Origin of the sequence: Vibrio mediterranei (assembly GCF_900088415.1) — a bacterium.
Taxonomy (GTDB): domain Bacteria; phylum Pseudomonadota; class Gammaproteobacteria; order Enterobacterales; family Vibrionaceae; genus Vibrio; species Vibrio mediterranei.
Map to the genome: position 1 here is coordinate 1 of NZ_FLLQ01000003.1, position 21,924 is coordinate 21,924.

Below are 21,924 nucleotides of genomic sequence, written 5' to 3' on the forward strand. Positions count from 1 at the left end.
GGTGACAACATCCAAATGCAAGTTGAGCTAATCGCTCCAATCGCAATGGACGAAGGTCTACGTTTCGCTATCCGTGAAGGTGGCCGTACAGTAGGTGCTGGTGTTGTTGCTAAGATCTTCGACTAATATTTAGTTGATAATCGCAATAAACATAAAAAGAGGAGCTTAGGCTCCTCTTTTTTTGTGCAACTAAATCTATTTCTTGTTCAGTGGGTTAGCTGATTGCTGCCAGCTTAACCAAAAATAGCACTGGTAATGCTAACAATTCTCGTTTATATTTATATCCGTGAATTGTTTAAGGTTGTATTATGTTTGTTTGTCTTTGCCACGGCATCTCTGATAAAAAACTGCGTAAGCTTGCTATCGAAGAGGGTATCAGCGATATGCGCACCATCAGAAAATGCACTTCTCTTGGCTCTCAATGTGGTAAGTGTGTGAAACAAGCTAAAGAAATCTTGAGCGAAACACAGACGCTTCAGCTTGCAAAAGTAAGCTAACCTCAAGACCTTCGTCTGGTCTCTTTGACACCTCCCCAATAGGTTCTACAGTTATTAATGAGCCAAAGAGGAGGGTTTTGTCATGAAAGGCGATCCAATCATAATTCAACATCTCAACAAAATACTGGGCAATGAACTCGTTGCTATCAATCAATACTTCCTTCACGCAAGAATGTACAAAGACTGGGGGCTAAAGCATCTAGCCGATAAGGAATACCATGAATCTATCGATGAGATGAAACACGCTGATCATCTTATTGAACGTATATTATTTTTGGAAGGTCTACCCAACCTCCAGGACTTGGGGAAGCTCATGATCGGAGAAGACACCAAAGAGATGCTCGAGTGCGACCTTAAACTTGAGATGGATGCGATACCAGACTTAAAAGATGCGATTGCTTATGCAGAAGATACGCGCGATTTCGTCTCAAGAGATCTGTTCCAAGATATTCTCGAAGATGAGGAGGAGCATGTCGATTGGCTAGAGACTCAATTGGGACTAATTGAAAAAGTCGGTATAGAAAACTACTTACAAGCACAGTTCGTCGACGAAGAATAATGAGGCAAATGGTTTCCAAGGGCTTAAGCAACCAGCTTGAGCCCTTTTTAAATGACATTTCTGATTAATTTTCCCTCACCCCTTGCATACCTTTTTGTGATCTGTATAATGCGTCGCACTGGTTAAGCCAGTTGTGAACCAATGAGCAAAGAGGAGTAAGTGGATTACCTCGGTAAATCACTTAGTAACGTAGACTCAGCTTATGTTCGCAGTTAATACAATTAACCCGCTATCATTGATAGTAGGCTAATCGAAAATTAGCTGACAATGCGCTCAATTAGAGTGCTACGGTTTCACATAAATCAATCGGCATTCTCTCGCCTTCGCGAGTATGAGTGGCGATATTGTTTGTGTAATAATTAATTATTGGAGCTCTGTCTCATGCAGAACCAACGTATTCGTATCCGCCTAAAGGCTTTCGATTATAAACTAATCGACCAGTCTACTGCGGAAATCGTTGAAACAGCTAAGCGTACCGGCGCACAGGTTCGTGGTCCAATTCCACTACCTACTCGTAAAGAGCGTTTCACTGTTCTTATCTCTCCACACGTCAACAAAGATGCACGTGACCAGTACGAAATCCGTACTCACAAGCGTTTGATCGACATCGTTGAGCCAACAGACAAAACTGTTGACGCTCTAATGCGTCTTGATCTTGCTGCTGGCGTTGATGTTCAAATCAGCCTAGGTTAAGGGAGATTAGAAGAATGATTGGTCTAGTCGGACGTAAAGTGGGTATGACCCGCATTTTTACCGAAGAAGGCGTTTCTATCCCTGTAACAGTTGTTGAGGTTGAAGCGAACCGTGTAACTCAAGTACGTACACTTGATACTGACGGTTATGCAGCAATCCAGGTAACTGCAGGCGAAAAGAAAGCTAGCCGTGTTTCTAAGCCAGAAGCTGGCCACTTTGCGAAAGCAGGTGTTGAAGCAGGTCGCGGTCTTTGGGAATTCCGTTTGGAAAACGGTGAAGAGTTTGAAGTTGGCGCTGAGCTAAACGTAGAACTTTTCAACGACGTAAAAAAAGTAGACGTTACTGGCACATCTAAGGGTAAAGGTTTCCAAGGCGCTGTTAAGCGTTGGAACTTCGCTACTCAAGATATGACACACGGTAACTCATTGTCTCACCGTGCTCCGGGTTCAATTGGTCAATGCCAAACTCCAGGTCGCGTATTTAAAGGCAAGAAAATGGCAGGTCACATGGGTGCTGAGCGTGTAACGACTCAAAACCTAGAGATCGTACGTGTTGACGCTGAGCGCAATCTGCTTCTTATTAAAGGTGCAGTCCCAGGCGCAACTGGCGGCAACGTGATCGTAAAACCAGCTATTAAAGCTTAACGTCTAGGAGTAAGTAATGGAATTGATGGTTAAAGGTGCTGATGCACTAACTGTTTCCGAGACTACTTTCGGACGTGACTTCAACGAAGCTCTTGTACACCAAGTAGTTGTTGCTTTTGCAGCAGGTGCTCGTCAAGGTACTCGTGCTCAAAAGACTCGTTCTGAAGTATCTGGCGGTGGCGCTAAGCCATGGCGTCAAAAAGGTACTGGCCGTGCTCGTGCTGGTACAATTCGTAGCCCTATCTGGCGTACAGGTGGTGTTACTTTTGCTGCGAAACCACAAGATCACAGCCAAAAAGTAAACAAAAAAATGTACCGCGGAGCTATGAAGAGCATTCTTTCTGAGCTAGTTCGTCAAGAGCGTTTAATCGTTGTTGATAACTTCTCTGTAGAAGCTCCAAAAACCAAAGAGCTTGTAGCTAAGCTAAAAGAGCTTGAGCTAACAGATGCGCTTATCGTGACTAGCGAAGTAGATGAGAATCTATTCCTAGCTGCTCGTAACCTATACAAAGTTGACGCACGTGACGTTGCTGGTATCGACCCAGTTTCACTAATCGCGTTCGACAAAGTTGTAATTACTGCAGAAGCAGTTAAGCAAGTTGAGGAGATGCTAGCATGATCACTGAAGAGCGTATCCTAAAAGTTCTACGTGCTCCTCATATCTCTGAGAAAGCAACTATGGCAGCAGAGAAAGCGAACACTATCGTTTTCAAAGTAGCTAAAGATGCAACTAAGAAAGAGATCAAAGCAGCTGTAGAAAAGCTATTTGAAGTTGAAGTTAAGTCTGTAAATACTCTTATTCTTAAGGGTAAGACTAAACGTCAAGGTCTACGTCAAGGTCGCCGCAGCGACGTTAAGAAGGCGTATGTGACTCTGGCGGAAGGTCAAGATCTTGACTTCGTTGGCGGTGCGGAATAACAGGAGTAGTTAAACAATGGCTATTGTTAAATGTAAGCCGACTTCCCCTGGTCGTCGTCACGTAGTTAAAGTTGTTAACGCTGACCTACACAAAGGTAAGCCTTACGCTCCACTTCTAGAGAAAAACTCTAAGAACGGTGGTCGTAACAACAACGGTCGTATCACAGTACGTCACATCGGTGGTGGTCACAAGCATCACTATCGTTTGATTGATTTCAAACGTACTAAAGATGGCATCCCAGCGAAAGTTGAGCGCCTAGAATACGATCCAAACCGTAGCGCAAACATCGCTCTAGTTCTGTACGCAGACGGTGAGCGTCGCTACATCATTGCACCAAAAGGCATCCAAGCGGGTGACTCTATCCAGTCTGGTGTTGATGCGCCTATCAAAGCAGGTAACACTCTGCCGATGCGCAACATCCCAGTAGGTTCTACAGTACACTGTGTTGAACTGAAACCTGGTAAAGGTGCACAAATTGCTCGTTCTGCAGGTGCATACGCACAAATCATCGCTCGCGATGGTGCATATGTAACTCTACGCCTACGTTCTGGCGAAATGCGCAAAGTACTATCTGAAGGCCGTGCAACAATCGGTGAAGTAGGTAATGCTGAGCACATGCTACGCGAACTAGGTAAAGCTGGTGCTAGCCGCTGGCGCGGTGTTCGTCCAACCGTTCGCGGTGTGGTAATGAACCCGGTAGACCACCCACACGGTGGTGGTGAAGGTCGTACTTCTGGTGGCCGTCACCCAGTATCTCCTTGGGGTCAGCCAACTAAAGGCTTTAAGACTCGTAAGAACAAGCGCACTGACAAGTACATCGTACGTCGTCGTAACAAGTAATCTATAAAGAGGAATCGCCATGCCACGTTCTCTCAAGAAAGGTCCATTTATTGACCTACACTTGCTGAAGAAGGTAGAGAAAGCGGTGGAAAGCGGAGACAAAAAGCCTGTTAAGACTTGGTCCCGTCGTTCAATGATCATTCCATCAATGATTGGTTTGACCATCGCTGTCCATAATGGTCGTCAGCACGTACCAGTATTCGTAACCGAAGAAATGATCGGTCACAAGCTGGGCGAATTTGCACCAACTCGCACTTATCGCGGCCACGCTGCTGATAAGAAAGCTAAGAAGAAATAAGGAGTAGATGATGGAAGCTATCGCTAAACATAACTTTGCTCGTATTTCTCCACAGAAAGCTCGCTTAGTTGCAGACCAAATCCGCGGTAAAAACGTGGATCAAGCTCTTGAACTACTAACTTTCAGCAACAAAAAAGCTGCTGTACTAGTTAAGAAAGTTCTTGAATCAGCAATCGCGAATGCGGAACACAACGAAGGTGCAGATATCGACGATCTATCAGTCGCTAAAATCTTCGTAGATGAAGGCCCAATCATGAAGCGTATTATGCCTCGTGCAAAAGGCCGTGCGGACCGTATCTTGAAGCGTTCTTGCCACATCACTGTTGTTGTTGCAGACGCTTAAGACTAGGAGATAAGCAATGGGTCAGAAAGTACATCCTAATGGTATTCGTCTTGGCATCGTTAAGCCTTGGAATGCTACATGGTTTGCTAACACCAAAGAATTCGCTGACAACCTAGACGGCGACTTCAAGGTACGTCAGTTCCTTACTAAGGAACTAGCAAAAGCGTCTCTTTCACGCATCGTTATCGAGCGTCCAGCTAAGAGCATCCGTGTGACTATTCACACTGCTCGTCCTGGCGTTGTTATCGGTAAGAAAGGCGAAGACGTTGAGAAGCTACGCACTGCTGTAGCTAAAATCGCAGGTGTACCAGCGCAAATTAACATCGCTGAAGTACGTAAGCCTGAGCTAGACGGCCAACTTGTGGCTGATAGCATCGCGTCTCAACTTGAGCGTCGTGTTATGTTCCGTCGTGCTATGAAGCGTGCGGTACAAAATGCTATGCGTCTTGGCGCTAAAGGTATCAAAGTGGAAGTAAGCGGTCGTCTAGGCGGCGCTGAAATCGCACGTTCTGAGTGGTACCGTGAAGGCCGTGTGCCTCTACACACTCTACGTGCTGACATTGATTACGCAACTTCTTCGGCTCACACTCAATACGGTGTGATCGGCATTAAAGTTTGGATCTTCAAAGGTGAGATTCTAGGCGGTATGCCAGCAGCTAACGCTGTAGAGCCAAAAGGCGATAAGCCTAAGAAGCAGCGCAAAGGCCGTAAGTAAGGAGTCGACAGATGCTACAACCTAAACGTACTAAGTTCCGTAAGGTTCAGACTGGTCGCAACCGTGGTCTAGCTAAAGGTACAGACGTAAGCTTCGGCACATTCGGTCTTAAGGCTGTTGGTCGTGGTCGTCTTACTGCTCGTCAGATCGAAGCGGCTCGTCGTGCAATGACGCGTCACGTTAAGCGTCAAGGTAAAATCTGGATTCGTGTATTCCCAGACAAGCCTATCACAGAAAAACCACTAGAAGTTCGTCAAGGTAAGGGTAAAGGTAACGTTGAGTACTGGGTAGCCCAAATCCAACCTGGTAAGGTTATGTACGAAATGGACGGTGTACCTGAAGAGTTGGCACGTGAAGCGTTCCGCCTAGCGGCTCGCAAACTGCCGTTCAAAACTACATTTGTAACTAAGCAGGTGATGTGATGAAAGCACAAGATCTACGCGAAAAAAACGTTGAAGAGCTTAACGCTGAGCTTTTGAATTTGCTACGCGAACAGTTCAACTTGCGCATGCAAGCTGCAACTGGTCAGCTACAGCAAACTCATACTCTGAAAGCTGTACGCCGTGATATCGCACGTGTGAAAACTGTTTTGACTGAGAAGGCAGGCGCATAATGAGCGAACAAATCCGTACTCAACAAGGTCGTGTAATTAGCAACAAAGGCGACAAGTCTATTGTTGTTGCAATCGAACGCATGGTTAAACACCCAATTTACGGTAAATTCGTAAAGCGTACGACTAAACTACACGCACATGACGAAAACAACGAGTGTGGCATTGGCGACACAGTTGAAGTTCGTGAGTGCCGTCCACTGTCTAAGATGAAGTCTTGGACTTTGGTTAGCATTGTAGAAAAAGCGAAGATTTAATCGTTTTTTTTATGAAAATCAAGCGGCTCCAAATTTTTTTTGGGGCCGCTTATTTTTTGTCTACCCAATCACAAAAAAGGGTGGTACAATTCGCGTCCCTTTAAAGAGGCAGCCCGACCCGAGAGGGTCTAGTTTTTAATATTTAGCGGAGCACTAACAATGATCCAAATGCAAAGTACACTTGACGCTGCAGATAACTCTGGCGCGCGCAAGGTAATGTGTATTAAGGTTCTGGGTGGCTCACACCGTCGTTATGCACACATCGGCGACATCATCAAAGTTACTGTGAAAGAAGCAATTCCTCGCGGTAAAGTTAAAAAAGGTGATGTTCTGAAGGCGGTAGTTGTTCGCACCCGTAAAGGCGTTCGTCGTCCAGACGGTTCTGTCATTCGCTTCGACCGTAATGCTTGTGTATTGTTAAACGACACTACTGAGCAACCAGTCGGCACACGTATCTTTGGTCCTGTGACTCGTGAACTTCGTAACGCGAAATTCATGAAAATTGTGTCACTAGCACCTGAAGTTCTGTAAGGAGCGTCAACATGGCAGCTAAAATCCGTCGTAATGACGAAGTAATCGTTCTTGCTGGTAAAGATAAAGGCAAGAAAGGTAAAGTAACTAAGGTTCTAGCAACCGGTAAAGTTATCGTTGAAGGTATCAACCTTGTTAAGAAGCACCAGAAGCCTGTACCGGCTCTTGGTCAACAAGGTGGCATCGTTGAACAAGAAGCAGCTATTGATGCTTCTAACGTTGCAGTCTTTAACGCGGCTACTGGTAAAGCTGACCGCATCGGTTTCCGTATCGAAGATGGCAAGAAAGTTCGTTTCTTCAAGTCTAACGGCGAAACTGTTTCTAACTAATTAGAAAGTAATTTGGAGTTCTACTATGGCGAAACTGCATGATTACTACAAGTCGTCTGTAGTTGCTGAATTGACCAAACAATTCAACTACTCAAGCGTCATGCAAGTCCCTAGGATTGAGAAAATCACCCTAAACATGGGCGTTGGTGAAGCAATCAACGATAAGAAACTGCTAGAAAACGCAGCATCTGATATGGCAACGATCTCTGGTCAAAAGCCACTTATCACTAAAGCGCGTAAATCTGTTGCAGGTTTCAAAATTCGTGAAGGCTACCCAATTGGTTGTAAAGTAACCTTGCGTGGCGAACGTATGTGGGAATTTTTAGAGCGTTTAATCTCTATCGCACTTCCACGTGTACGTGACTTCCGTGGCGTTAGCGCTAAGTCTTTTGACGGACGCGGTAACTACAGCATGGGCGTTCGCGAGCAAATCATCTTCCCGGAAATCGACTACGATAAAGTAGACCGTGTTCGCGGCCTAGACATCACTATTACGACGTCTGCTGCAAACGATGAGGAAGGCCGAGCTCTGCTGGCTGCCTTTAACTTCCCATTCCGTAAGTAAGGTGAAGGGTTACTGTTATGGCTAAACAATCAATGAAAGCGCGCGAAGTAAAACGCGCGAAGCTAGTAGCTAAATTTGCTGAAAAGCGTTCAGCTCTTAAAGCTATCATTAGCGATGTAAACGCATCTGAAGAAGATCGTTGGAATGCGGTTCTTAAACTGCAGTCTCTTCCACGTGATTCAAGTGCTTCACGTCAGCGCAACCGTTGCAACCAAACTGGTCGTCCACACGGTTACCTACGTAAGTTCGGTCTAAGCCGTATCAAAGTTCGCGAAGCTTGCATGAAAGGCGAGATTCCTGGACTTCGTAAGGCTAGCTGGTAATTGCCACTTAATCATTTGGAGTAAATCTTATGAGCATGCAAGATCCGATTTCGGATATGCTGACCCGCGTTCGTAACGGTCAGGCAGCAAACAAAGTTGCTGTAAAAATGCCTTCTTCAAAGCTTAAAGTTGCAATTGCTGCACTACTGAAAGCTGAAGGCTACATCGTTGACTTCGCTGTTGAAGGCGAAGCAAAACCAGAGCTAGAAGTTACACTTAAGTACTTCCAAGCAAAACCTGTAATTGAGCAAATCAAACGTGTTTCACGTCCTGGTCTGCGTGTCTATAAAAACAAAGACTCGCTACCAACTGTGATGGGCGGTTTGGGTATTGCTGTTGTTTCTACTTCCAAGGGTCTGATGTCAGACCGCGCTGCGCGTAAAGCAGGTCTTGGCGGTGAAATCATCTGTTACGTAGCTTAATAGGAGTAGATTATGTCTCGTGTTGCTAAGGCACCTGTCGCTATTCCAGCTGGCGTAGAGGTGAAACTTGACGGTCAAGAAATTACCGTTAAAGGCGCTAAAGGCGAACTAACTCGCGTTCTAAACAACGCTGTAGTTATTGCGCAAGAAGAGAACAACCTTACTTTCGGTCCACGCGACGGTGTTGCTAACGCATGGGCACAAGCAGGTACTGCTCGTGCACTAGTAAACAACATGGTTGTTGGTGTTACTGAAGGCTTTACTAAGAAGCTAACTCTTAAAGGTGTAGGTTACCGTGCTGCTATCAAAGGCAACGCTGTAGGTCTAACACTAGGCTTCTCTCACCCAGTTGAGCACGAGTTGCCAGCGGGTATTAAAGCTGAATGTCCAAGCCAAACTGAAATCGTGATCACTGGTTGTGACAAGCAACTTGTTGGTCAAGTAGCGGCTGACATTCGTTCTTACCGTGAGCCTGAGCCTTATAAAGGCAAAGGTGTTCGTTACGCAGATGAAAATGTGCGTACTAAAGAAGCTAAGAAGAAGTAAGGTAACACTATGGATAAGAAAGCATCTCGCATCCGTCGTGCTACACGTGCACGTCGTAAGATTGCAGAACTGGGTGCAACTCGCCTAGTAGTACACCGTACTCCTCGTCACGTTTACGCTCAAGTAATCGCAGCGAACGGCTCTGAAGTAATCGCAGCCGCTTCTACGGTAGAAAAAGCAATTCGTGAAGAAGTTAAGAGTACTGGTAACATCGATGCAGCTAAAGCAGTAGGTAAAGCTGTTGCTGAGCGCGCGCTTGAGAAAGGCGTATCTGCTGTTGCATTCGATCGTTCTGGTTTCCAATACCACGGTCGAGTAGCGGCGCTAGCAGAATCTGCTCGCGAAGCTGGTCTGAAATTCTAAGGTAGGGTTGGAAGATGGCTAAAGAACAACAACAAGCTAGTGATTTGCAAGAAAAGCTAATCGCAGTTAACCGTGTTTCTAAGACGGTTAAAGGTGGTCGAATCATGAGCTTCACTGCACTAACAGTAGTTGGTGACGGTAACGGTCGTGTAGGTTTCGGTTACGGTAAAGCCCGTGAAGTACCTGCTGCGATTCAAAAAGCAATGGAAAAAGCGCGTCGTAACATGGTTACTGTAGCGCTTAACGAAGGCACTCTTCACCACCCGGTGAAAGGTCGCCACTCTGGCTCTAAAGTTTACATGCAGCCAGCAGCAGAAGGTACGGGTGTTATCGCAGGTGGTGCGATGCGTGCAGTACTAGAAGTTGCAGGTGTACACAACGTACTATCTAAAGCATACGGTTCTACGAACCCTATCAACATCGTTCGTGCAACGATCGACGCTCTAGACAGCATGAAGTCACCAGAAATGGTTGCTGCTAAACGTGGTCTAACTGTTGAAGCTATTTCGGAGTAAGAACACCATGGCAACTATCAAAGTAACTCAAACTAAGAGCTCAATTGGTCGCCTACCTAAGCACAAAGCGTGTCTAAAGGGTCTTGGCCTTCGTAAAATCAACCACACAGTAGAACTTGAAGATACTCCGTGCGTACGCGGTATGATCAACAAGGTTTACTACATGGTTAAAGTTGAGGAGTAATCAGAATGCGTTTGAATACTCTATCACCGGCTGCGGGTTCTAAGCCTTCTAAGAAGCGCGTAGGTCGTGGTATCGGTTCTGGCCTAGGTAAAACTGGTGGCCGTGGTCACAAAGGCCAAAAATCACGCTCTGGCGGCAGTGTTCGTCCAGGCTTCGAAGGCGGTCAAATGCCTTTGAAACAGCGTCTACCTAAATTCGGTTTCACTTCTCGTAAGAGCCTAGTGTCTGCTGAAGTTCGTCTAGCTGAGCTAGCGAAAGTAACTGGTGATGTTGTTGACCTAAACAGCCTTAAAGCAGCTAACGTTATCACTAAGAACATCGAATTTGTAAAAGTTGTTCTTTCAGGTGAAATCAACAAAGCTGTGACTGTTAAAGGTCTACGCGTGACTAAAGGCGCTAAAGCTGCAATCGAAGCTGCAGGCGGTAAAATCGAGGATTAATCTCGAGGGACGAGGTACAGATGGCTAAGAAACCAGGACAAGATTTTAGTAGTGCTAAGAGCGGCTTAAACGAACTCAAGTCGCGCCTTTTATTTGTAATTGGTGCACTTTTAGTGTTCCGCGCTGGCTCTTTTGTGCCGATTCCTGGTATTGACGCGGCTGTACTTGCCGATTTGTTCGAACAGCAAAAAGGTACCATCGTAGAAATGTTTAACATGTTCTCCGGTGGTGCATTAGAGCGTGCATCTATTTTAGCACTGGGCATCATGCCGTATATTTCGGCTTCGATTGTTGTCCAGTTGCTAACTGTAGTTCATCCAGCGTTAGCCGAGCTCAAGAAAGAGGGTGAGGCAGGGCGTCGTAAGATTAGCCAATATACGCGTTATGGTACGCTTGTACTTGCAACATTCCAGGCAATAGGTATCGCAACTGGCCTTCCAAACATGGTCAATAATCTGGTTGTTATCAACCAAACCATGTTTACGCTAATTGCTACCGTAAGTTTAGTAACTGGTACCATGTTCTTAATGTGGTTAGGTGAACAAATTACAGAGCGTGGAATCGGTAATGGTATTTCCATTCTGATCTTTGCAGGTATTGTTGCTGGATTGCCTTCGGCAATCGGTCAAACAATCGAGCAAGCGCGTCAAGGTGAACTGCACGTACTTCTTCTGCTGTTGATTGCTGTACTTGCTTTCGCAGTTATTTACTTTGTGGTCTTTATGGAGCGTGGTCAACGTCGTATCGTCGTTAACTATGCAAAACGCCAACAAGGCCGTAAAGTGTTTGCTGCACAAAGCACGCACCTACCGTTGAAAATCAACATGGCAGGTGTTATTCCAGCAATCTTTGCATCAAGTATTATCCTGTTCCCAGGAACATTGGCTCAGTGGTTTGGCCAAAATGGTGAGAGCAGCGCGTTCGGTTGGTTAACTGACGTGTCATTGGCTCTTAGCCCAGGTCAACCGTTGTATGTAATGCTTTATGCTGCAGCGATTATATTCTTCTGTTTCTTCTACACGGCGTTGGTATTCAACCCGCGTGAAACAGCAGATAACTTGAAGAAGTCTGGTGCGTTCGTACCCGGCATCCGCCCAGGTGAGCAGACAGCTAAGTATATTGATAAAGTAATGACTAGACTTACCCTTGCAGGTGCTCTATATATTACCTTTATCTGTCTGATTCCCGAGTTCATGATGGTCGCGTGGAACGTTCGTTTCTACTTCGGCGGTACTTCACTACTAATCGTAGTGGTAGTAATTATGGACTTTATGGCACAGGTACAGACTCATCTGATGTCACAACAGTATGATTCTGTGTTGAAAAAAGCAAATCTGAAAGGTTACGGCCGTTAATCCGGCGGTAGTCTCAGATTTCATTTACGGAGTTTAGCAATGAAAGTTCGTGCTTCCGTTAAAAAAATCTGCCGTAACTGCAAAGTTATCAAGCGCAACGGTGTTGTGCGTGTTATCTGCAGTGAGCCAAAGCACAAACAGCGCCAAGGCTAATTAAGCAGAAATTTTTACTTGAAATTAAAGGTATGGTCGAGTATATTCCTCGGCCTACCTTTTGCGTGCAAAAGAAGTAGCACTCCGCAGCGTATCCATAACGGGCTTTGCTGCGGCTATTCTTTTTAAGAAACACTAGGAGTGAATAATGGCCCGTATAGCAGGCATTAACATTCCTGATCAAAAACACGCTGTAATCGCACTAACTGCGATCTACGGCATCGGTAAAACTCGCTCTCAAGCTATCCTAGCTGAAGTGGGTATTGCTGAAGATGTTAAGATCAGTGAACTAACTGAAGAGCAGATCGATCAACTGCGTGATGGTGTAGCTAAGTACACTGTAGAAGGTGATCTACGTCGTGAAGTATCAATGAACATCAAGCGTCTTATGGACCTTGGCTGTTACCGTGGTCTTCGTCATCGTCGCAGTCTACCACTACGTGGACAGCGTACTAAAACCAACGCTCGCACCCGTAAGGGTCCGCGTAAGCCGATCAAGAAATAATCGGGAAGGTAGAGTACAATGGCTAAACAACCAACTCGCGCTCGTAAGCGCGTACGCAAGCAAGTTGCAGATGGCGTTGCGCACATCCATGCTTCTTTCAATAACACAATCGTAACTATCACTGACCGTCAAGGTAACGCTCTAGCATGGGCTACTGCAGGTGGTTCAGGTTTCCGCGGTTCTCGTAAGTCTACTCCGTTCGCTGCACAGGTTGCTGCTGAGCGTTGTGCTGAAATGGCTAAAGAATACGGTCTTAAGAACTTGGAAGTTATGGTTAAGGGTCCAGGTCCAGGTCGTGAATCTACTGTTCGCGCACTGAACGCTGCTGGTTTCCGCATCACGAACATCGTTGACGCGACACCAATCCCTCATAACGGTTGTCGTCCACCTAAGAAACGTCGCGTATAACGTTTCTAGGATAATTGGAGAAGAATCATGGCAAGATATTTGGGTCCTAAGCTGAAGCTTAGCCGTCGCGAAGGTACTGACTTATTCCTTAAGTCTGGTGTACGCGCGATCGATACCAAGTGTAAAATTGATAACGCACCAGGTGTACACGGCGCTCGTCGCGGTCGTCTATCTGAGTATGGCGTTCAGCTTCGTGAGAAGCAAAAAGTTCGTCGTATCTACGGCGTTCTAGAAAAACAATTCCGTAACTACTACAAAGAAGCAGCTCGCCTTAAAGGCAACACTGGTGAAAACCTACTTCAGCTTCTTGAAGGTCGTCTAGATAACGTAGTTTACCGCATGGGCTTTGGCGCAACTCGCGCAGAAGCACGTCAGCTAGTTAGCCACAAAGCTATCCTAGTTAACGGTAAAGTTGTAAACGTTCCTTCTTTCAAAGTTGCGGCTAACGACGTTGTTTCTATCCGCGAGAAAGCTAAACAGCAAGCTCGTATTAAAGCGGCTCTAGAAGTTGCTGAACAACGTGAAAAACCAACTTGGATTGAAGTAGATGCTGGCAAGATGGAAGGTACATTCAAGCGTATGCCTGAGCGTTCAGATCTATCTGCTGACATTAACGAACACTTGATCGTCGAGCTTTACTCTAAGTAAGGTTTAAACTAAAGAGAGGACACAATGCAGGGTTCTGTAACAGAATTTCTTAAGCCACGTCTTGTTGACATCGAACAGATCAGCACGACACACGCAAAAGTAACTCTTGAGCCATTAGAGCGTGGCTTTGGTCACACTCTAGGTAATGCACTTCGCCGTATTTTACTTTCGTCTATGCCAGGTTGTGCAGTGACAGAAGTTGAAATCGAAGGCGTTCTGCACGAGTACAGCACTAAAGAAGGCGTTCAAGAGGATATCCTTGAGATACTTCTAAACTTGAAAGGCCTAGCTGTTCGCGTTGCTGAAGGCAAAGATGAAGTGTTTATTACACTGAACAAATCAGGCTCAGGCCCTGTTGTTGCAGGTGACATCACCCATGATGGTGATGTAGAGATCGCTAACCCAGAGCACGTTATTTGTCACCTAACGGATGACAACGCTGAGATTTCTATGCGAATCAAAGTTGAACGTGGTCGTGGTTACGTTCCAGCTTCAGCTCGTATCCATACTGAAGAAGATGAGCGTCCAATCGGTCGTTTGCTTGTTGACGCAACTTACAGCCCAGTAGACAAAATTGCCTACGCTGTAGAAGCGGCACGTGTTGAGCAGCGTACTGACTTAGACAAGCTTGTTATCGATATGGAAACGAACGGTACTCTAGAACCTGAGGAAGCTATCCGTCGCGCAGCTACTATCCTAGCTGAGCAATTGGATGCATTCGTAGATCTTCGTGATGTACGTGTTCCTGAGGAGAAGGAAGAGAAGCCGGAGTTCGATCCTATTCTACTGCGTCCTGTAGACGATCTTGAACTAACAGTTCGCTCTGCTAACTGTCTAAAAGCAGAAGCGATTCACTACATCGGTGATCTTGTACAGCGTACTGAGGTTGAGCTACTTAAAACGCCAAACCTTGGTAAAAAATCTCTTACTGAGATTAAAGACGTACTTGCATCACGTGGTCTTTCTCTGGGCATGCGCCTAGAAAATTGGCCACCAGCGTCTATCGCTGAAGATTAATCGATACTAGTTAGAAGGATTAGGTCATGCGCCATCGTAAGAGTGGTCGTCAACTCAACCGCAACAGCAGCCATCGCAAAGCGATGTTCAGCAATATGGCTAGCTCTCTTGTACGTCATGAAGTAATCAAGACTACATTGCCTAAAGCAAAAGAGCTACGTCGCGTAGTTGAGCCTTTGATTACACTAGCTAAGACTGACAGTGTTGCTAACCGTCGTCTAGCATTTGCACGTACTCGTGATAACGAAGTAGTTGCGAAACTATTCAACGAACTAGGTCCACGTTTTGCTGCTCGTCAGGGCGGTTACACTCGTATCCTAAAAGCTGGCTTCCGTGCTGGTGATAAAGCTCCAATGGCTTACATTGAGCTTGTAGATCGCCCAGAAGCATCTGAAGAAGCTGCTGCTGAGTAATCAGTAGGTTCGTAAGAACTGAAAAGCCGAGCATTTATGCTCGGCTTTTTTGTATCTATAGAATTTGCTATCGATAGAACATAGCGTAGCAATGTTGACTATTGCTGCCATAAGCTACCCAACGAGTTCATTAAGCCACTGCTCGCGCCCTGTGTACCCAGATAATCCAAAATCACAGGTGTGAACTGGGAGATCAAAGCTGGGTCCAATCCTACTGATGCAAAGGCATTTTTAACACTTTCCATATTCTCTACGGAACTGAACAAACTACTATTTGTGAGTGAACTTAGCCCTGGAATTAGTGAATTCAATTCACTCCCTTGTCCTGAGCCCAACTGATTTTTAGCTAGAGAAAGCAGCGCACCAGTGCCTGTTGCTGCCTGTTGTGGTGAAATCGACAGCTCTTTAACTAAGTTGTCGACAACTGGTGAGTTAGTTTGAGCCAATTGAGAGGCGCTATTTAATAGACTACTCGCAGAGTCAGAACTAACGCCAGATATATCGAATTCGGCGTAGCTATTGAATGAGAAGGTGGTAGTTATCGCTAAGGTTAAAATCACACTTTTAGTCATGCTTTGTCCTATTAATTATTGATAGTTAAAGCATAGCGTAAAAAAAAGCAGCGCTTAATAGCACTGCTTTAGATTCAATTTAAATGTGACATTACGCTAGGATGTCTAGAAGCTCTACTTCAAATACAAGAGCAGCGAATGGAGGGATAGCAGCACCAGCGCCACGCTCACCATATGCTAGGTCTTGAGGGATGTATAGTTTCCACTTAGAACCTACTGGCATTAGTTGAAGTGCTTCAACCCAACCTTTAATTACGCCAGTCACAGGGAACTCTGCAGGCTGACCGCGAGATACTGAGCTGTCGAAGACAGTACCGTCTGTTAGTTCACCGTGATAGTGAACACGTACTGTGTTCTCTGCCGTTGGTACTGTACCGGTACCTTCAGTAATTACTTCGTATTGAAGACCAGACTCAAGAACAGTTACTTCTGAACGTAGAGCGTTGTCTTTTAGGAAAGCTTCGCCGTCTGCTGCCGCTGCTTTCGCCGCTTCTTGACGAGCTGATTCTGCACGAGTGTGAAGCTCTTGAAGAGCTGCATTGATTGCGTCGATTTCGATTTCTGGCATGTCACCAGTTAGCGCAGTTGCAATGCCTTTAGCGATTGCGTCTACGTTTAGGCCTTCAAGGCCGCTACCTGCAAGTTGTTGGCCCATTTGTAGACCAATACCATAGCTTGCTTTCTGTTCTACAGTTTCTAATTTCACGTCAGACATGACGGTCTCTCTTGCTATTCGAATGAAGGTGAAAGGATACCAGTTCTAGTGTGAAACCGAAACGCTCTAACCAACTTTTACTAATTAATTCGTTTTCGTTGTTAAAGTTGTGACATTTGACTGCTATAAAAGGTAATTCCTGCGATTTTCCTATACTCTAAACGCAGGTTTTTTTAAACTGAAGCGGTTGTTTATTAGGAGACGGAATGTAATGAATCGTCGTCAAAGAAAGAAGCAAAAAGTTGACCACGTTCAAGTGCTAAAGGACAAATGGCAGGCTCTCGACTTTTCGAGCTTAAAGAAAATAAATAAGCCTGATGTTTCACAATGGACGTCAAAAATTAAGGCGTTCTGGATGAGACTTCCACGTCTTCATCGACGTCTATTAAGTGTTCTAATTCCTCTATTGGTGGTATTACTACTCATCCCAACCAAAAAGAACGAAACCGCTCAAGCGACTCTGGCCAATCAGCGAATCGCTGTAAGTGTTAATACCGAGTCTCTTAGCGAACAACCCTCCAGCGTGCAGTCTGAGCAGGTAGTAGAAACCAATTGGCGTGAGTATACCGTCAAAAAAGGTGACACACTGGCGCAGGTGTTTCGTAAAAACCAGTTATCTATGGCCGACCTGAATTCGTTAGCAAGAATAGAAGGAAGCGACAAACCGTTAAGTCGTATTAAGCAAGGTCAGTTGATTCGGTTCAAATTCAGCCCAGAAGGTAATCTCGATATTCTACAAATTGAACGTGGCGATCAGTCCATCATGTTCTTTAGACTATCAGATGGAGGCTTCGGTCGTAGTAAGTGACAACGAAGTAATTAAGAGCAATTCAATAAACAAAGGGGCCTATATTGGCCCCTTTGTTTATTTTAGAAGTTTCATATCTATATGGGGGATATCGTCTTCCAGATACTCTTCAGAGCAAGCTTCAAAACCGTGTCGCGAATAATATTTTTGTAGATGAGATTGTGCGCCAATCTTTATGGTTTCATTAGGCCAAAGACGCTGGCACTCCAGCTTGGCTTGAACAATGAGATCATGACCAAGTCCGCCACCTCTATGTGACGCTTTAGTTGCGACTCTACCGATACTCACATAGTCGTAAGTAGTGCCTTTGGGTAATAGTCTTGCACATGCGACAAGAGTGTCGCCATCATAGCCCATTAAATGATGAACTCCGTTAACTTGGTCATGATTATCCAACTCAGGGTAAGGGCAGGTTTGCTCTACGACAAACACGTCGACTCGAAGCTTCAACAGTTCATACAACTCAAGTGTGGTTAGCTGGGTAAAGGTTTTAGTGTTCCAATTAATCATAGTTCTCACTTGTCACTGTTTTTTCTTAGACTAAACGGACAGCAAAAAAAAAGCCACGCATTATGCGTGGCTTAATATCGATTAACTTAATTATTTTTGTAGATCGATTTGGTAAACCGCGAAACCGACATCATCAGTAGCGATTTTCTTCATTGGATATTGACCTTTGTCCTCGATGAACTGTGCCGCTTTATCCGATGGTGATGTTTCAAAACGAACATCTAATGCAACATCCGCTTTGATAGGAGCAAAACGCCAGTTGTTATCTGCGCTTGGTGTGACTTCACCTTTTTCTTGGCTAACTTTAGAGATGTAGTTGGCCACGATAGTACGGTTTTCATCCGGTGAATCAAACGCAATGAAATCACTGCCTGTACCAGGGAACTTGTTGCTGTATGCACGGTAGTTATTAGTCGCAATGATAAAGGTTTGTTTCATGTCGATTGGTTTACCGTTGTAGGTAAGATCTACGATTCGCTCACTGTTACCATCAAGTAGTTTGCAGTTACCATCATAACGAGCAGGCTTACTGACATCGACCTGGTAGTTTACCCCGTCCATAACATCAAAGTTATAAGTGCGGAAACCATCCCAATCGATAAGCGATTGAGGCTGGCTTGATGTCACATCAATTTGCTTGAATTGGCCAGCAGAGCACTCAAGCCACTCTTTGACTTCTTTACCGGTTACTTTCAGAGCAACTAGTGTATTTGGATAGAGATAAAGGTCGGCTGCGTTACGGAATGTAAGCTGACCTGACTCTACTTCAGTGAAGTTTGCTGGGTCATTTTTACGACCACCGGCTTTAAATGGAGCTGCAGCAGAAAGTACCGGTAAACCATCTAGGTCCGGATCACCTTGAATCATGGTCTCTACATAGTCTTTTTGCGCTAAGTTGACGATTTGAACCGTAGGATCATCCTGAACTAGAGCAAGGAAGCTGTACATCACGTCATTCGCTTTACCAATAGGTTGATTAACGAAGTCGCGTGTTGCATTGTGATCTTCTTTGACTGCGCTAACGATGCCTTTATCAGCGTCAACAAGTGGTTTCTTATTGGTAGCGTCGAAAATAGGGCGTGCTTCTGTTTGCGCTTCCGCGACTTTCCAGCTATCGCCATCTTGTTCTAACACAAGATCCATCACACCGACGTGGCTACCCCAACGGCCAGGCATAACCGCTGCAACACCGTTAATGGTACCTTTTTGGTTATCAACGCCTTGAATATTGTCAAAACCTTTACCAGGGAACACGGCATGAGAGTGACCAAATGCAATGGCATCAATACCGTTTACTTCAGATAAGTAATAGGTCGAGTTTTCTGCGCCAGCTTTGTAAGGGTCACTTGAAACGCCAGAGTGAGGAATCGCAACAATAATGTCTGCGCCTTCCTTTTTCATTTGAGGGACGAGCTTTTCAGCGGTTTCTTTAATGTCTTTGGCGAAAACTTTACCTTCTAAGTTCTTCTTATCCCATACCATGATTTGTGGTGGAACAAAGCCGATATAACCAACTTTAACTTCGTGAGCATTGCCATCAGTGTCTTTGAAGGTGTGTGTTTTGATTAAATAAGGCTTGAAGTAGTGTTCGCCCGTTTTCTTATCAAATACGTTAGCGCTGACGTACGGGAAGTTAGCACCTTCCAATGTTGTCGCTAAAAACTCTAGACCGTAGTTAAACTCGTGGTTACCGATGTTACCAACATCGTAGTCCAATTGATTCATCGCTTTGTAGACTGGATGTGTTTCACCAGGCTTGATGCCCTTAGACGCCATATAATCGCCCATCGGACTACCTTGAATAAGGTCACCGTTATCAACGAGAACACTGTTCGTTACTTCATTACGCGCTTCTTTTACTAGTGTGGCAGCTCGAGCTAAACCAATCTTCTGAGTTGGTTTATCTTTGTAATAGTCATAGTCCATGACATTGGTGTGAATGTCAGTTGTTTCGATAATTCGGAGCTTAATTTCATCTGCCATTGCTGGGCCCGCCATCGCTAGCATGCCACCAAGAACTGCAATTGAAATAGGTTTCACTGCCACTTTCATCTTCATATCCTTTGTAGGGGTAATTGATTTTAAACTTGCTAAGTGTAGCAATTTGTTGTGTAAGAAAGTTTACGTATACATAAAAAGTGTGATCTTAAATGCACACTCAAGTGCAATCTGATACACATCTCGCAACTTTTGTTTCAAGCCTAGTTCCATTCGGCAAAATCGGGCGGAAGATGGATCAAAAATTCACATTGTTCTGCGCTAATAAAATCTCCTTAGTGACTTTTGGAATAAAAAATGAAATTTTAGAATTTCAGGTAATATAGAGGAGTGGTCATAATGCCATCATTCGACTAGCGAAGGATTGTTATTATGGATTCGTCTCAACCACTCCCAACGGGCAAGGTAGCCACACCAACTTTGGTGAGCAGTTATCGTAAGCCCAAGTTGCCAAGTTCAATATTACGAGCGGGTGAAGTTGCGCTAATTGGTGCAGGCCCCGGCGATCCTGAGTTACTTACCCTGAAGGCTCTTAATCTACTTCAACAAGCGGATGTCGTGCTTTACGACTACCTGGTTTCTGATGACATCATGGAGTTGGTGCCGGAAAGTACCATTTTGGTTTGTGTAGGTAAGCGTGCTGGTCACCACAGTGTTCCGCAAGAGAAGACCAATCAATTATTGGTAGAGTTTGCGCAAAGTGGACATAAGGTCGCACGTATTAAAGGTGGTGACCCCTTCGTATTTGGTCGTGGCGGCGAAGAGCTGCAGGTACTCGCGGCAGCAGGCATCCAATTTCAAGTTATTCCTGGTATCACGGCAGCGGCAGGTGCGACAGCGTATGCAGGCATCCCGCTTACTCATCGCGACTACGCGCAATCTGCATTGTTTGTTACAGGACATCTAAAGCCTGACGCTGATGATATGGATTGGTCAACCTTCGCTAGGGGTAACCAAACGCTTGTCATCTATATGGGACTGATGAAGTCCGACTACATACAGCAACAACTGCTTGCGCACGGTCGTAGTAACGCCGTTCCAGTCGCAATTATTGAACGTGGGACTCAGCGTTCACAAAAAGTGTTGCGTGGCCAGTTATCGAATTTACCTGAGTTAGCGCAACAGGCTGAATCACCGTCACTTATTGTTGTAGGAGAAGTCGTCTCTCTTGCTGACGAGCTATCGTGGTTTAATCGAGAGCATGATGAGGTTCAGCCAAACCAACGAGTCGCAAGTCAGCGCGCCTAATCACAGTCATTATTGAATCAGTCTTGTGTTGGTCACAGTGTGGCCGACATAGAAAAAGGAAGCACAACACATGGACCAAGAAAGACTCACACACCTAAAACAATTGGAAGCCGAAAGCATCCATATCATCCGAGAAGTGGCTGCCGAATTTGATAATCCAGTCATGATGTACTCCATCGGCAAAGACTCTTCTGTCATGCTGCATTTAGCTCGCAAAGCATTTTATCCCGGAAAAATCCCATTTCCGTTGCTGCATGTTGATACCGATTGGAAATTCAAAGAAATGATCGAATTTCGCGATCGCACTGCAGAGAAATATGGATTTGAGCTTTTGGTTCACAAGAATCCAGAAGGGCTTGCGATGGGGTGCAGTCCATTTGTACACGGATCTTCAAAGCACACCGATATCATGAAAACGCAGGGACTTAAGCAAGCGTTAAATAAATATGGTTTTGATGCAGCGTTTGGTGGTGCAAGACGTGATGAGGAGAAGTCGAGAGCTAAGGAGCGAGTCTACTCTTTCCGTGATAAGAACCATACTTGGGACCCTAAAAACCAACGTCCAGAGCTGTGGAAAACCTACAACGGTCAAATCAATAAAGGGGAAAGCATTCGTGTATTCCCATTGTCTAACTGGACTGAGCTTGATATTTGGCAATACATTTACTTAGAGAATATCGAAATCGTTCCACTTTATCTTGCAGCCCCACGTCCCGTTGTCGAGCGTGATGGCATGCTGATCATGGTTGATGATGATCGCATGGAGATTGGTTCTGATGAGACTGTGGAACATAAGAGCGTACGCTTTAGAACATTAGGTTGCTATCCATTAACGGGTGCCGTTGAATCGGAAGCGAACACACTGACAGGCATCATAGAAGAAATGTTAGTGGCTACATCCAGTGAGCGACAAGGACGAGCGATCGACCACGATCAGTCAGGATCGATGGAGCTTAAGAAACGTCAAGGCTACTTTTAAGG

General features: G+C 45.2%; 38 protein-coding genes. 34 read left to right on the top strand and 4 right to left on the bottom strand.

The annotated features are described in order from the left end of the window. The 31 genes from VME0621_RS26150 to rplQ all read left to right on the top strand — a co-directional run. Nucleotides 1-126, top strand: a 126-nt coding sequence (locus tag VME0621_RS26150) for an EF-Tu C-terminal domain-related protein (protein WP_481087204.1), incomplete at its 5' end; no start/stop codon positions are given. Nucleotides 127-308: 182 nt separating this feature from the next. Further along, on the top strand, nucleotides 309-497 hold the full coding sequence (locus VME0621_RS09800) for a (2Fe-2S)-binding protein (RefSeq protein ID WP_062462315.1): 189 nt from the start codon (nucleotides 309-311) through the stop codon (nucleotides 495-497). Between the two features lie 82 nt (nucleotides 498-579). Beyond that, complete coding sequence (gene bfr / locus VME0621_RS09805) at nucleotides 580-1,056, top strand: bacterioferritin (RefSeq protein ID WP_038228832.1); 477 nt, start codon at nucleotides 580-582, stop codon at nucleotides 1,054-1,056. A gap of 381 nt (nucleotides 1,057-1,437) precedes the next feature. Continuing rightward, nucleotides 1,438-1,749: a 30S ribosomal protein S10 gene (rpsJ, locus tag VME0621_RS09810; RefSeq protein WP_031495630.1), complete on the top strand. Its 312-nt coding sequence runs from the start codon at nucleotides 1,438-1,440 to the stop codon at nucleotides 1,747-1,749. A gap of 14 nt (nucleotides 1,750-1,763) precedes the next feature. Beyond that, on the top strand, nucleotides 1,764-2,393 hold the full coding sequence (rplC, locus tag VME0621_RS09815) for a 50S ribosomal protein L3 (protein WP_006075756.1): 630 nt from the start codon (nucleotides 1,764-1,766) through the stop codon (nucleotides 2,391-2,393). A gap of 16 nt (nucleotides 2,394-2,409) precedes the next feature. Next, nucleotides 2,410-3,012, top strand: coding sequence for a 50S ribosomal protein L4 (rplD, locus tag VME0621_RS09820; RefSeq protein WP_038228833.1), 603 nt, complete (start codon nucleotides 2,410-2,412; stop codon nucleotides 3,010-3,012). Continuing rightward, entirely contained in the window at nucleotides 3,009-3,311 is a 303-nt protein-coding gene (rplW, locus tag VME0621_RS09825; RefSeq protein WP_031495626.1) for a 50S ribosomal protein L23, read from the top strand. The genes rplD and rplW overlap by 4 nt, the downstream gene beginning before the upstream one ends. Before the next feature lie 16 nt (nucleotides 3,312-3,327). Further along, nucleotides 3,328-4,152 (top strand): 50S ribosomal protein L2, encoded by an 825-nt coding sequence (gene rplB / locus VME0621_RS09830; protein ID WP_031495624.1) that lies wholly within the window; start codon nucleotides 3,328-3,330, stop codon nucleotides 4,150-4,152. 19 nt (nucleotides 4,153-4,171) lie between these two features. Beyond that, nucleotides 4,172-4,450 (top strand): 30S ribosomal protein S19, encoded by a 279-nt coding sequence (rpsS, locus tag VME0621_RS09835; protein WP_031495622.1) that lies wholly within the window; start codon nucleotides 4,172-4,174, stop codon nucleotides 4,448-4,450. 10 nt (nucleotides 4,451-4,460) lie between these two features. Continuing rightward, nucleotides 4,461-4,793, top strand: coding sequence for a 50S ribosomal protein L22 (gene rplV, locus VME0621_RS09840; RefSeq protein ID WP_031495620.1), 333 nt, complete (start codon nucleotides 4,461-4,463; stop codon nucleotides 4,791-4,793). A 16-nt stretch (nucleotides 4,794-4,809) separates the two neighbouring features. Continuing rightward, nucleotides 4,810-5,508, top strand: a complete 699-nt coding sequence (gene rpsC / locus VME0621_RS09845) for a 30S ribosomal protein S3 (RefSeq protein ID WP_006075724.1) — start codon at nucleotides 4,810-4,812, stop codon at nucleotides 5,506-5,508. 11 nt (nucleotides 5,509-5,519) lie between these two features. Next, entirely contained in the window at nucleotides 5,520-5,930 is a 411-nt protein-coding gene (rplP, locus tag VME0621_RS09850) for a 50S ribosomal protein L16 (protein WP_006075723.1), read from the top strand. Next, nucleotides 5,930-6,121, top strand: coding sequence for a 50S ribosomal protein L29 (gene rpmC / locus VME0621_RS09855; protein ID WP_004736737.1), 192 nt, complete (start codon nucleotides 5,930-5,932; stop codon nucleotides 6,119-6,121). The genes rplP and rpmC overlap by 1 nt, the downstream gene beginning before the upstream one ends. Then, complete coding sequence (rpsQ, locus tag VME0621_RS09860; protein WP_006075722.1) at nucleotides 6,121-6,375, top strand: 30S ribosomal protein S17; 255 nt, start codon at nucleotides 6,121-6,123, stop codon at nucleotides 6,373-6,375. Before rpmC ends, rpsQ begins: the two co-directional genes overlap by 1 nt. Before the next feature lie 159 nt (nucleotides 6,376-6,534). After that, nucleotides 6,535-6,906, top strand: coding sequence for a 50S ribosomal protein L14 (gene rplN / locus VME0621_RS09865; RefSeq protein WP_006075569.1), 372 nt, complete (start codon nucleotides 6,535-6,537; stop codon nucleotides 6,904-6,906). An 11-nt stretch (nucleotides 6,907-6,917) separates the two neighbouring features. Beyond that, on the top strand, nucleotides 6,918-7,235 hold the full coding sequence (gene rplX / locus VME0621_RS09870) for a 50S ribosomal protein L24 (RefSeq protein WP_006075571.1): 318 nt from the start codon (nucleotides 6,918-6,920) through the stop codon (nucleotides 7,233-7,235). Nucleotides 7,236-7,260: 25 nt separating this feature from the next. Beyond that, on the top strand, nucleotides 7,261-7,800 hold the full coding sequence (gene rplE, locus VME0621_RS09875; protein ID WP_038228835.1) for a 50S ribosomal protein L5: 540 nt from the start codon (nucleotides 7,261-7,263) through the stop codon (nucleotides 7,798-7,800). Between the two features lie 17 nt (nucleotides 7,801-7,817). After that, nucleotides 7,818-8,123, top strand: a complete 306-nt coding sequence (gene rpsN, locus VME0621_RS09880; protein WP_038228838.1) for a 30S ribosomal protein S14 — start codon at nucleotides 7,818-7,820, stop codon at nucleotides 8,121-8,123. Between the two features lie 29 nt (nucleotides 8,124-8,152). Beyond that, entirely contained in the window at nucleotides 8,153-8,545 is a 393-nt protein-coding gene (gene rpsH / locus VME0621_RS09885; protein WP_004738788.1) for a 30S ribosomal protein S8, read from the top strand. Between the two features lie 12 nt (nucleotides 8,546-8,557). Beyond that, nucleotides 8,558-9,091, top strand: coding sequence for a 50S ribosomal protein L6 (gene rplF / locus VME0621_RS09890; RefSeq protein WP_038228841.1), 534 nt, complete (start codon nucleotides 8,558-8,560; stop codon nucleotides 9,089-9,091). Between the two features lie 9 nt (nucleotides 9,092-9,100). Beyond that, entirely contained in the window at nucleotides 9,101-9,454 is a 354-nt protein-coding gene (gene rplR, locus VME0621_RS09895; protein ID WP_038228845.1) for a 50S ribosomal protein L18, read from the top strand. A gap of 14 nt (nucleotides 9,455-9,468) precedes the next feature. Continuing rightward, a complete protein-coding gene (gene rpsE, locus VME0621_RS09900) occupies nucleotides 9,469-9,969 on the top strand; it encodes a 30S ribosomal protein S5 (protein WP_006075577.1) in 501 nt (166 codons plus the stop codon). Nucleotides 9,970-9,976: 7 nt separating this feature from the next. Beyond that, entirely contained in the window at nucleotides 9,977-10,153 is a 177-nt protein-coding gene (gene rpmD, locus VME0621_RS09905) for a 50S ribosomal protein L30 (protein ID WP_004410429.1), read from the top strand. Between the two features lie 5 nt (nucleotides 10,154-10,158). Continuing rightward, on the top strand, nucleotides 10,159-10,593 hold the full coding sequence (rplO, locus tag VME0621_RS09910; RefSeq protein WP_006075578.1) for a 50S ribosomal protein L15: 435 nt from the start codon (nucleotides 10,159-10,161) through the stop codon (nucleotides 10,591-10,593). 20 nt (nucleotides 10,594-10,613) lie between these two features. After that, nucleotides 10,614-11,948 (top strand): preprotein translocase subunit SecY, encoded by a 1,335-nt coding sequence (gene secY, locus VME0621_RS09915; protein WP_006075579.1) that lies wholly within the window; start codon nucleotides 10,614-10,616, stop codon nucleotides 11,946-11,948. Nucleotides 11,949-11,987: 39 nt separating this feature from the next. Beyond that, nucleotides 11,988-12,101, top strand: a complete 114-nt coding sequence (gene rpmJ / locus VME0621_RS09920; RefSeq protein WP_000868186.1) for a 50S ribosomal protein L36 — start codon at nucleotides 11,988-11,990, stop codon at nucleotides 12,099-12,101. A 148-nt stretch (nucleotides 12,102-12,249) separates the two neighbouring features. After that, a complete protein-coding gene (gene rpsM / locus VME0621_RS09925) occupies nucleotides 12,250-12,606 on the top strand; it encodes a 30S ribosomal protein S13 (RefSeq protein ID WP_005450559.1) in 357 nt (118 codons plus the stop codon). 18 nt (nucleotides 12,607-12,624) lie between these two features. Next, on the top strand, nucleotides 12,625-13,014 hold the full coding sequence (gene rpsK, locus VME0621_RS09930) for a 30S ribosomal protein S11 (RefSeq protein WP_001118870.1): 390 nt from the start codon (nucleotides 12,625-12,627) through the stop codon (nucleotides 13,012-13,014). Nucleotides 13,015-13,041: 27 nt separating this feature from the next. Next, on the top strand, nucleotides 13,042-13,662 hold the full coding sequence (gene rpsD, locus VME0621_RS09935; protein ID WP_031493229.1) for a 30S ribosomal protein S4: 621 nt from the start codon (nucleotides 13,042-13,044) through the stop codon (nucleotides 13,660-13,662). A gap of 24 nt (nucleotides 13,663-13,686) precedes the next feature. After that, nucleotides 13,687-14,679: a DNA-directed RNA polymerase subunit alpha gene (locus VME0621_RS09940; protein WP_038228852.1), complete on the top strand. Its 993-nt coding sequence runs from the start codon at nucleotides 13,687-13,689 to the stop codon at nucleotides 14,677-14,679. Between the two features lie 26 nt (nucleotides 14,680-14,705). After that, nucleotides 14,706-15,092 (top strand): 50S ribosomal protein L17, encoded by a 387-nt coding sequence (gene rplQ / locus VME0621_RS09945; protein WP_031493230.1) that lies wholly within the window; start codon nucleotides 14,706-14,708, stop codon nucleotides 15,090-15,092. 98 nt (nucleotides 15,093-15,190) lie between these two features. On the opposite strand, the gene VME0621_RS09950 is transcribed toward rplQ, so the two are convergent. Beyond that, a complete protein-coding gene (locus VME0621_RS09950; protein ID WP_038228855.1) occupies nucleotides 15,191-15,664 on the bottom strand; it encodes a DUF2780 domain-containing protein in 474 nt (157 codons plus the stop codon). 91 nt (nucleotides 15,665-15,755) lie between these two features. After that, complete coding sequence (bamJ, locus tag VME0621_RS09955) at nucleotides 15,756-16,379, bottom strand: BamJ family beta-barrel-assembly machinery protein (protein ID WP_062462312.1); 624 nt, start codon at nucleotides 16,377-16,379, stop codon at nucleotides 15,756-15,758. A gap of 211 nt (nucleotides 16,380-16,590) precedes the next feature. Here bamJ and VME0621_RS09960 point away from each other — a divergent pair, with 211 nt between their 5' ends. Then, nucleotides 16,591-17,187, top strand: a complete 597-nt coding sequence (locus VME0621_RS09960) for a LysM-like peptidoglycan-binding domain-containing protein (RefSeq protein ID WP_038228859.1) — start codon at nucleotides 16,591-16,593, stop codon at nucleotides 17,185-17,187. Nucleotides 17,188-17,244: 57 nt separating this feature from the next. On the opposite strand, the gene VME0621_RS09965 is transcribed toward VME0621_RS09960, so the two are convergent. After that, entirely contained in the window at nucleotides 17,245-17,697 is a 453-nt protein-coding gene (locus tag VME0621_RS09965; RefSeq protein WP_031494177.1) for a GNAT family N-acetyltransferase, read from the bottom strand. 90 nt (nucleotides 17,698-17,787) lie between these two features. Continuing rightward, complete coding sequence (cpdB, locus tag VME0621_RS09970; RefSeq protein WP_062462310.1) at nucleotides 17,788-19,749, bottom strand: 2',3'-cyclic-nucleotide 2'-phosphodiesterase; 1,962 nt, start codon at nucleotides 19,747-19,749, stop codon at nucleotides 17,788-17,790. Nucleotides 19,750-20,067: 318 nt separating this feature from the next. On the opposite strand from cpdB, the gene cobA reads away from it, so the two are divergent. Beyond that, complete coding sequence (cobA, locus tag VME0621_RS09975; RefSeq protein ID WP_096443069.1) at nucleotides 20,068-20,943, top strand: uroporphyrinogen-III C-methyltransferase; 876 nt, start codon at nucleotides 20,068-20,070, stop codon at nucleotides 20,941-20,943. Nucleotides 20,944-21,013: 70 nt separating this feature from the next. Further along, the gene (gene cysD / locus VME0621_RS09980; protein WP_006073216.1) at nucleotides 21,014-21,922 is read left to right on the top strand and encodes a sulfate adenylyltransferase subunit CysD; all 909 of its coding nucleotides are present in this window, start codon (nucleotides 21,014-21,016) and stop codon (nucleotides 21,920-21,922) included. Nucleotides 21,923-21,924 lie beyond the last annotated feature (2 nt).

Excerpts from the sequence above, each read along its gene's own strand:
- VME0621_RS09800 (WP_062462315.1), top strand. The coding sequence starts at position 309 with ATGTTTGTTTGTCTTTGCCACGGCATCTCTGATAAAAAACTGCGTAAG.
- bfr (WP_038228832.1), top strand. The coding sequence starts at position 580 with ATGAAAGGCGATCCAATCATAATTCAACATCTCAACAAAATACTGGGC.
- rpsJ (WP_031495630.1), top strand. The coding sequence starts at position 1,438 with ATGCAGAACCAACGTATTCGTATCCGCCTAAAGGCTTTCGATTATAAA.
- rplC (WP_006075756.1), top strand. The coding sequence starts at position 1,764 with ATGATTGGTCTAGTCGGACGTAAAGTGGGTATGACCCGCATTTTTACC.
- rplD (WP_038228833.1), top strand. The coding sequence starts at position 2,410 with ATGGAATTGATGGTTAAAGGTGCTGATGCACTAACTGTTTCCGAGACT.
- rplW (WP_031495626.1), top strand. The coding sequence starts at position 3,009 with ATGATCACTGAAGAGCGTATCCTAAAAGTTCTACGTGCTCCTCATATC.
- rplB (WP_031495624.1), top strand. The coding sequence starts at position 3,328 with ATGGCTATTGTTAAATGTAAGCCGACTTCCCCTGGTCGTCGTCACGTA.
- rpsS (WP_031495622.1), top strand. The coding sequence starts at position 4,172 with ATGCCACGTTCTCTCAAGAAAGGTCCATTTATTGACCTACACTTGCTG.
- rplV (WP_031495620.1), top strand. The coding sequence starts at position 4,461 with ATGGAAGCTATCGCTAAACATAACTTTGCTCGTATTTCTCCACAGAAA.
- rpsC (WP_006075724.1), top strand. The coding sequence starts at position 4,810 with ATGGGTCAGAAAGTACATCCTAATGGTATTCGTCTTGGCATCGTTAAG.
- rplP (WP_006075723.1), top strand. The coding sequence starts at position 5,520 with ATGCTACAACCTAAACGTACTAAGTTCCGTAAGGTTCAGACTGGTCGC.
- rpmC (WP_004736737.1), top strand. The coding sequence starts at position 5,930 with ATGAAAGCACAAGATCTACGCGAAAAAAACGTTGAAGAGCTTAACGCT.
- rpsQ (WP_006075722.1), top strand. The coding sequence starts at position 6,121 with ATGAGCGAACAAATCCGTACTCAACAAGGTCGTGTAATTAGCAACAAA.
- rplN (WP_006075569.1), top strand. The coding sequence starts at position 6,535 with ATGATCCAAATGCAAAGTACACTTGACGCTGCAGATAACTCTGGCGCG.
- rplX (WP_006075571.1), top strand. The coding sequence starts at position 6,918 with ATGGCAGCTAAAATCCGTCGTAATGACGAAGTAATCGTTCTTGCTGGT.
- rplE (WP_038228835.1), top strand. The coding sequence starts at position 7,261 with ATGGCGAAACTGCATGATTACTACAAGTCGTCTGTAGTTGCTGAATTG.
- rpsN (WP_038228838.1), top strand. The coding sequence starts at position 7,818 with ATGGCTAAACAATCAATGAAAGCGCGCGAAGTAAAACGCGCGAAGCTA.
- rpsH (WP_004738788.1), top strand. The coding sequence starts at position 8,153 with ATGAGCATGCAAGATCCGATTTCGGATATGCTGACCCGCGTTCGTAAC.
- rplF (WP_038228841.1), top strand. The coding sequence starts at position 8,558 with ATGTCTCGTGTTGCTAAGGCACCTGTCGCTATTCCAGCTGGCGTAGAG.
- rplR (WP_038228845.1), top strand. The coding sequence starts at position 9,101 with ATGGATAAGAAAGCATCTCGCATCCGTCGTGCTACACGTGCACGTCGT.
- rpsE (WP_006075577.1), top strand. The coding sequence starts at position 9,469 with ATGGCTAAAGAACAACAACAAGCTAGTGATTTGCAAGAAAAGCTAATC.
- rpmD (WP_004410429.1), top strand. The coding sequence starts at position 9,977 with ATGGCAACTATCAAAGTAACTCAAACTAAGAGCTCAATTGGTCGCCTA.
- rplO (WP_006075578.1), top strand. The coding sequence starts at position 10,159 with ATGCGTTTGAATACTCTATCACCGGCTGCGGGTTCTAAGCCTTCTAAG.
- secY (WP_006075579.1), top strand. The coding sequence starts at position 10,614 with ATGGCTAAGAAACCAGGACAAGATTTTAGTAGTGCTAAGAGCGGCTTA.
- rpmJ (WP_000868186.1), top strand. The coding sequence starts at position 11,988 with ATGAAAGTTCGTGCTTCCGTTAAAAAAATCTGCCGTAACTGCAAAGTT.
- rpsM (WP_005450559.1), top strand. The coding sequence starts at position 12,250 with ATGGCCCGTATAGCAGGCATTAACATTCCTGATCAAAAACACGCTGTA.
- rpsK (WP_001118870.1), top strand. The coding sequence starts at position 12,625 with ATGGCTAAACAACCAACTCGCGCTCGTAAGCGCGTACGCAAGCAAGTT.
- rpsD (WP_031493229.1), top strand. The coding sequence starts at position 13,042 with ATGGCAAGATATTTGGGTCCTAAGCTGAAGCTTAGCCGTCGCGAAGGT.
- VME0621_RS09940 (WP_038228852.1), top strand. The coding sequence starts at position 13,687 with ATGCAGGGTTCTGTAACAGAATTTCTTAAGCCACGTCTTGTTGACATC.
- rplQ (WP_031493230.1), top strand. The coding sequence starts at position 14,706 with ATGCGCCATCGTAAGAGTGGTCGTCAACTCAACCGCAACAGCAGCCAT.
- VME0621_RS09950 (WP_038228855.1), bottom strand. The coding sequence starts at position 15,664 with ATGACTAAAAGTGTGATTTTAACCTTAGCGATAACTACCACCTTCTCA.
- bamJ (WP_062462312.1), bottom strand. The coding sequence starts at position 16,379 with ATGTCTGACGTGAAATTAGAAACTGTAGAACAGAAAGCAAGCTATGGT.
- VME0621_RS09960 (WP_038228859.1), top strand. The coding sequence starts at position 16,591 with ATGAATCGTCGTCAAAGAAAGAAGCAAAAAGTTGACCACGTTCAAGTG.
- VME0621_RS09965 (WP_031494177.1), bottom strand. The coding sequence starts at position 17,697 with ATGATTAATTGGAACACTAAAACCTTTACCCAGCTAACCACACTTGAG.
- cpdB (WP_062462310.1), bottom strand. The coding sequence starts at position 19,749 with ATGAAAGTGGCAGTGAAACCTATTTCAATTGCAGTTCTTGGTGGCATG.
- cobA (WP_096443069.1), top strand. The coding sequence starts at position 20,068 with ATGGATTCGTCTCAACCACTCCCAACGGGCAAGGTAGCCACACCAACT.
- cysD (WP_006073216.1), top strand. The coding sequence starts at position 21,014 with ATGGACCAAGAAAGACTCACACACCTAAAACAATTGGAAGCCGAAAGC.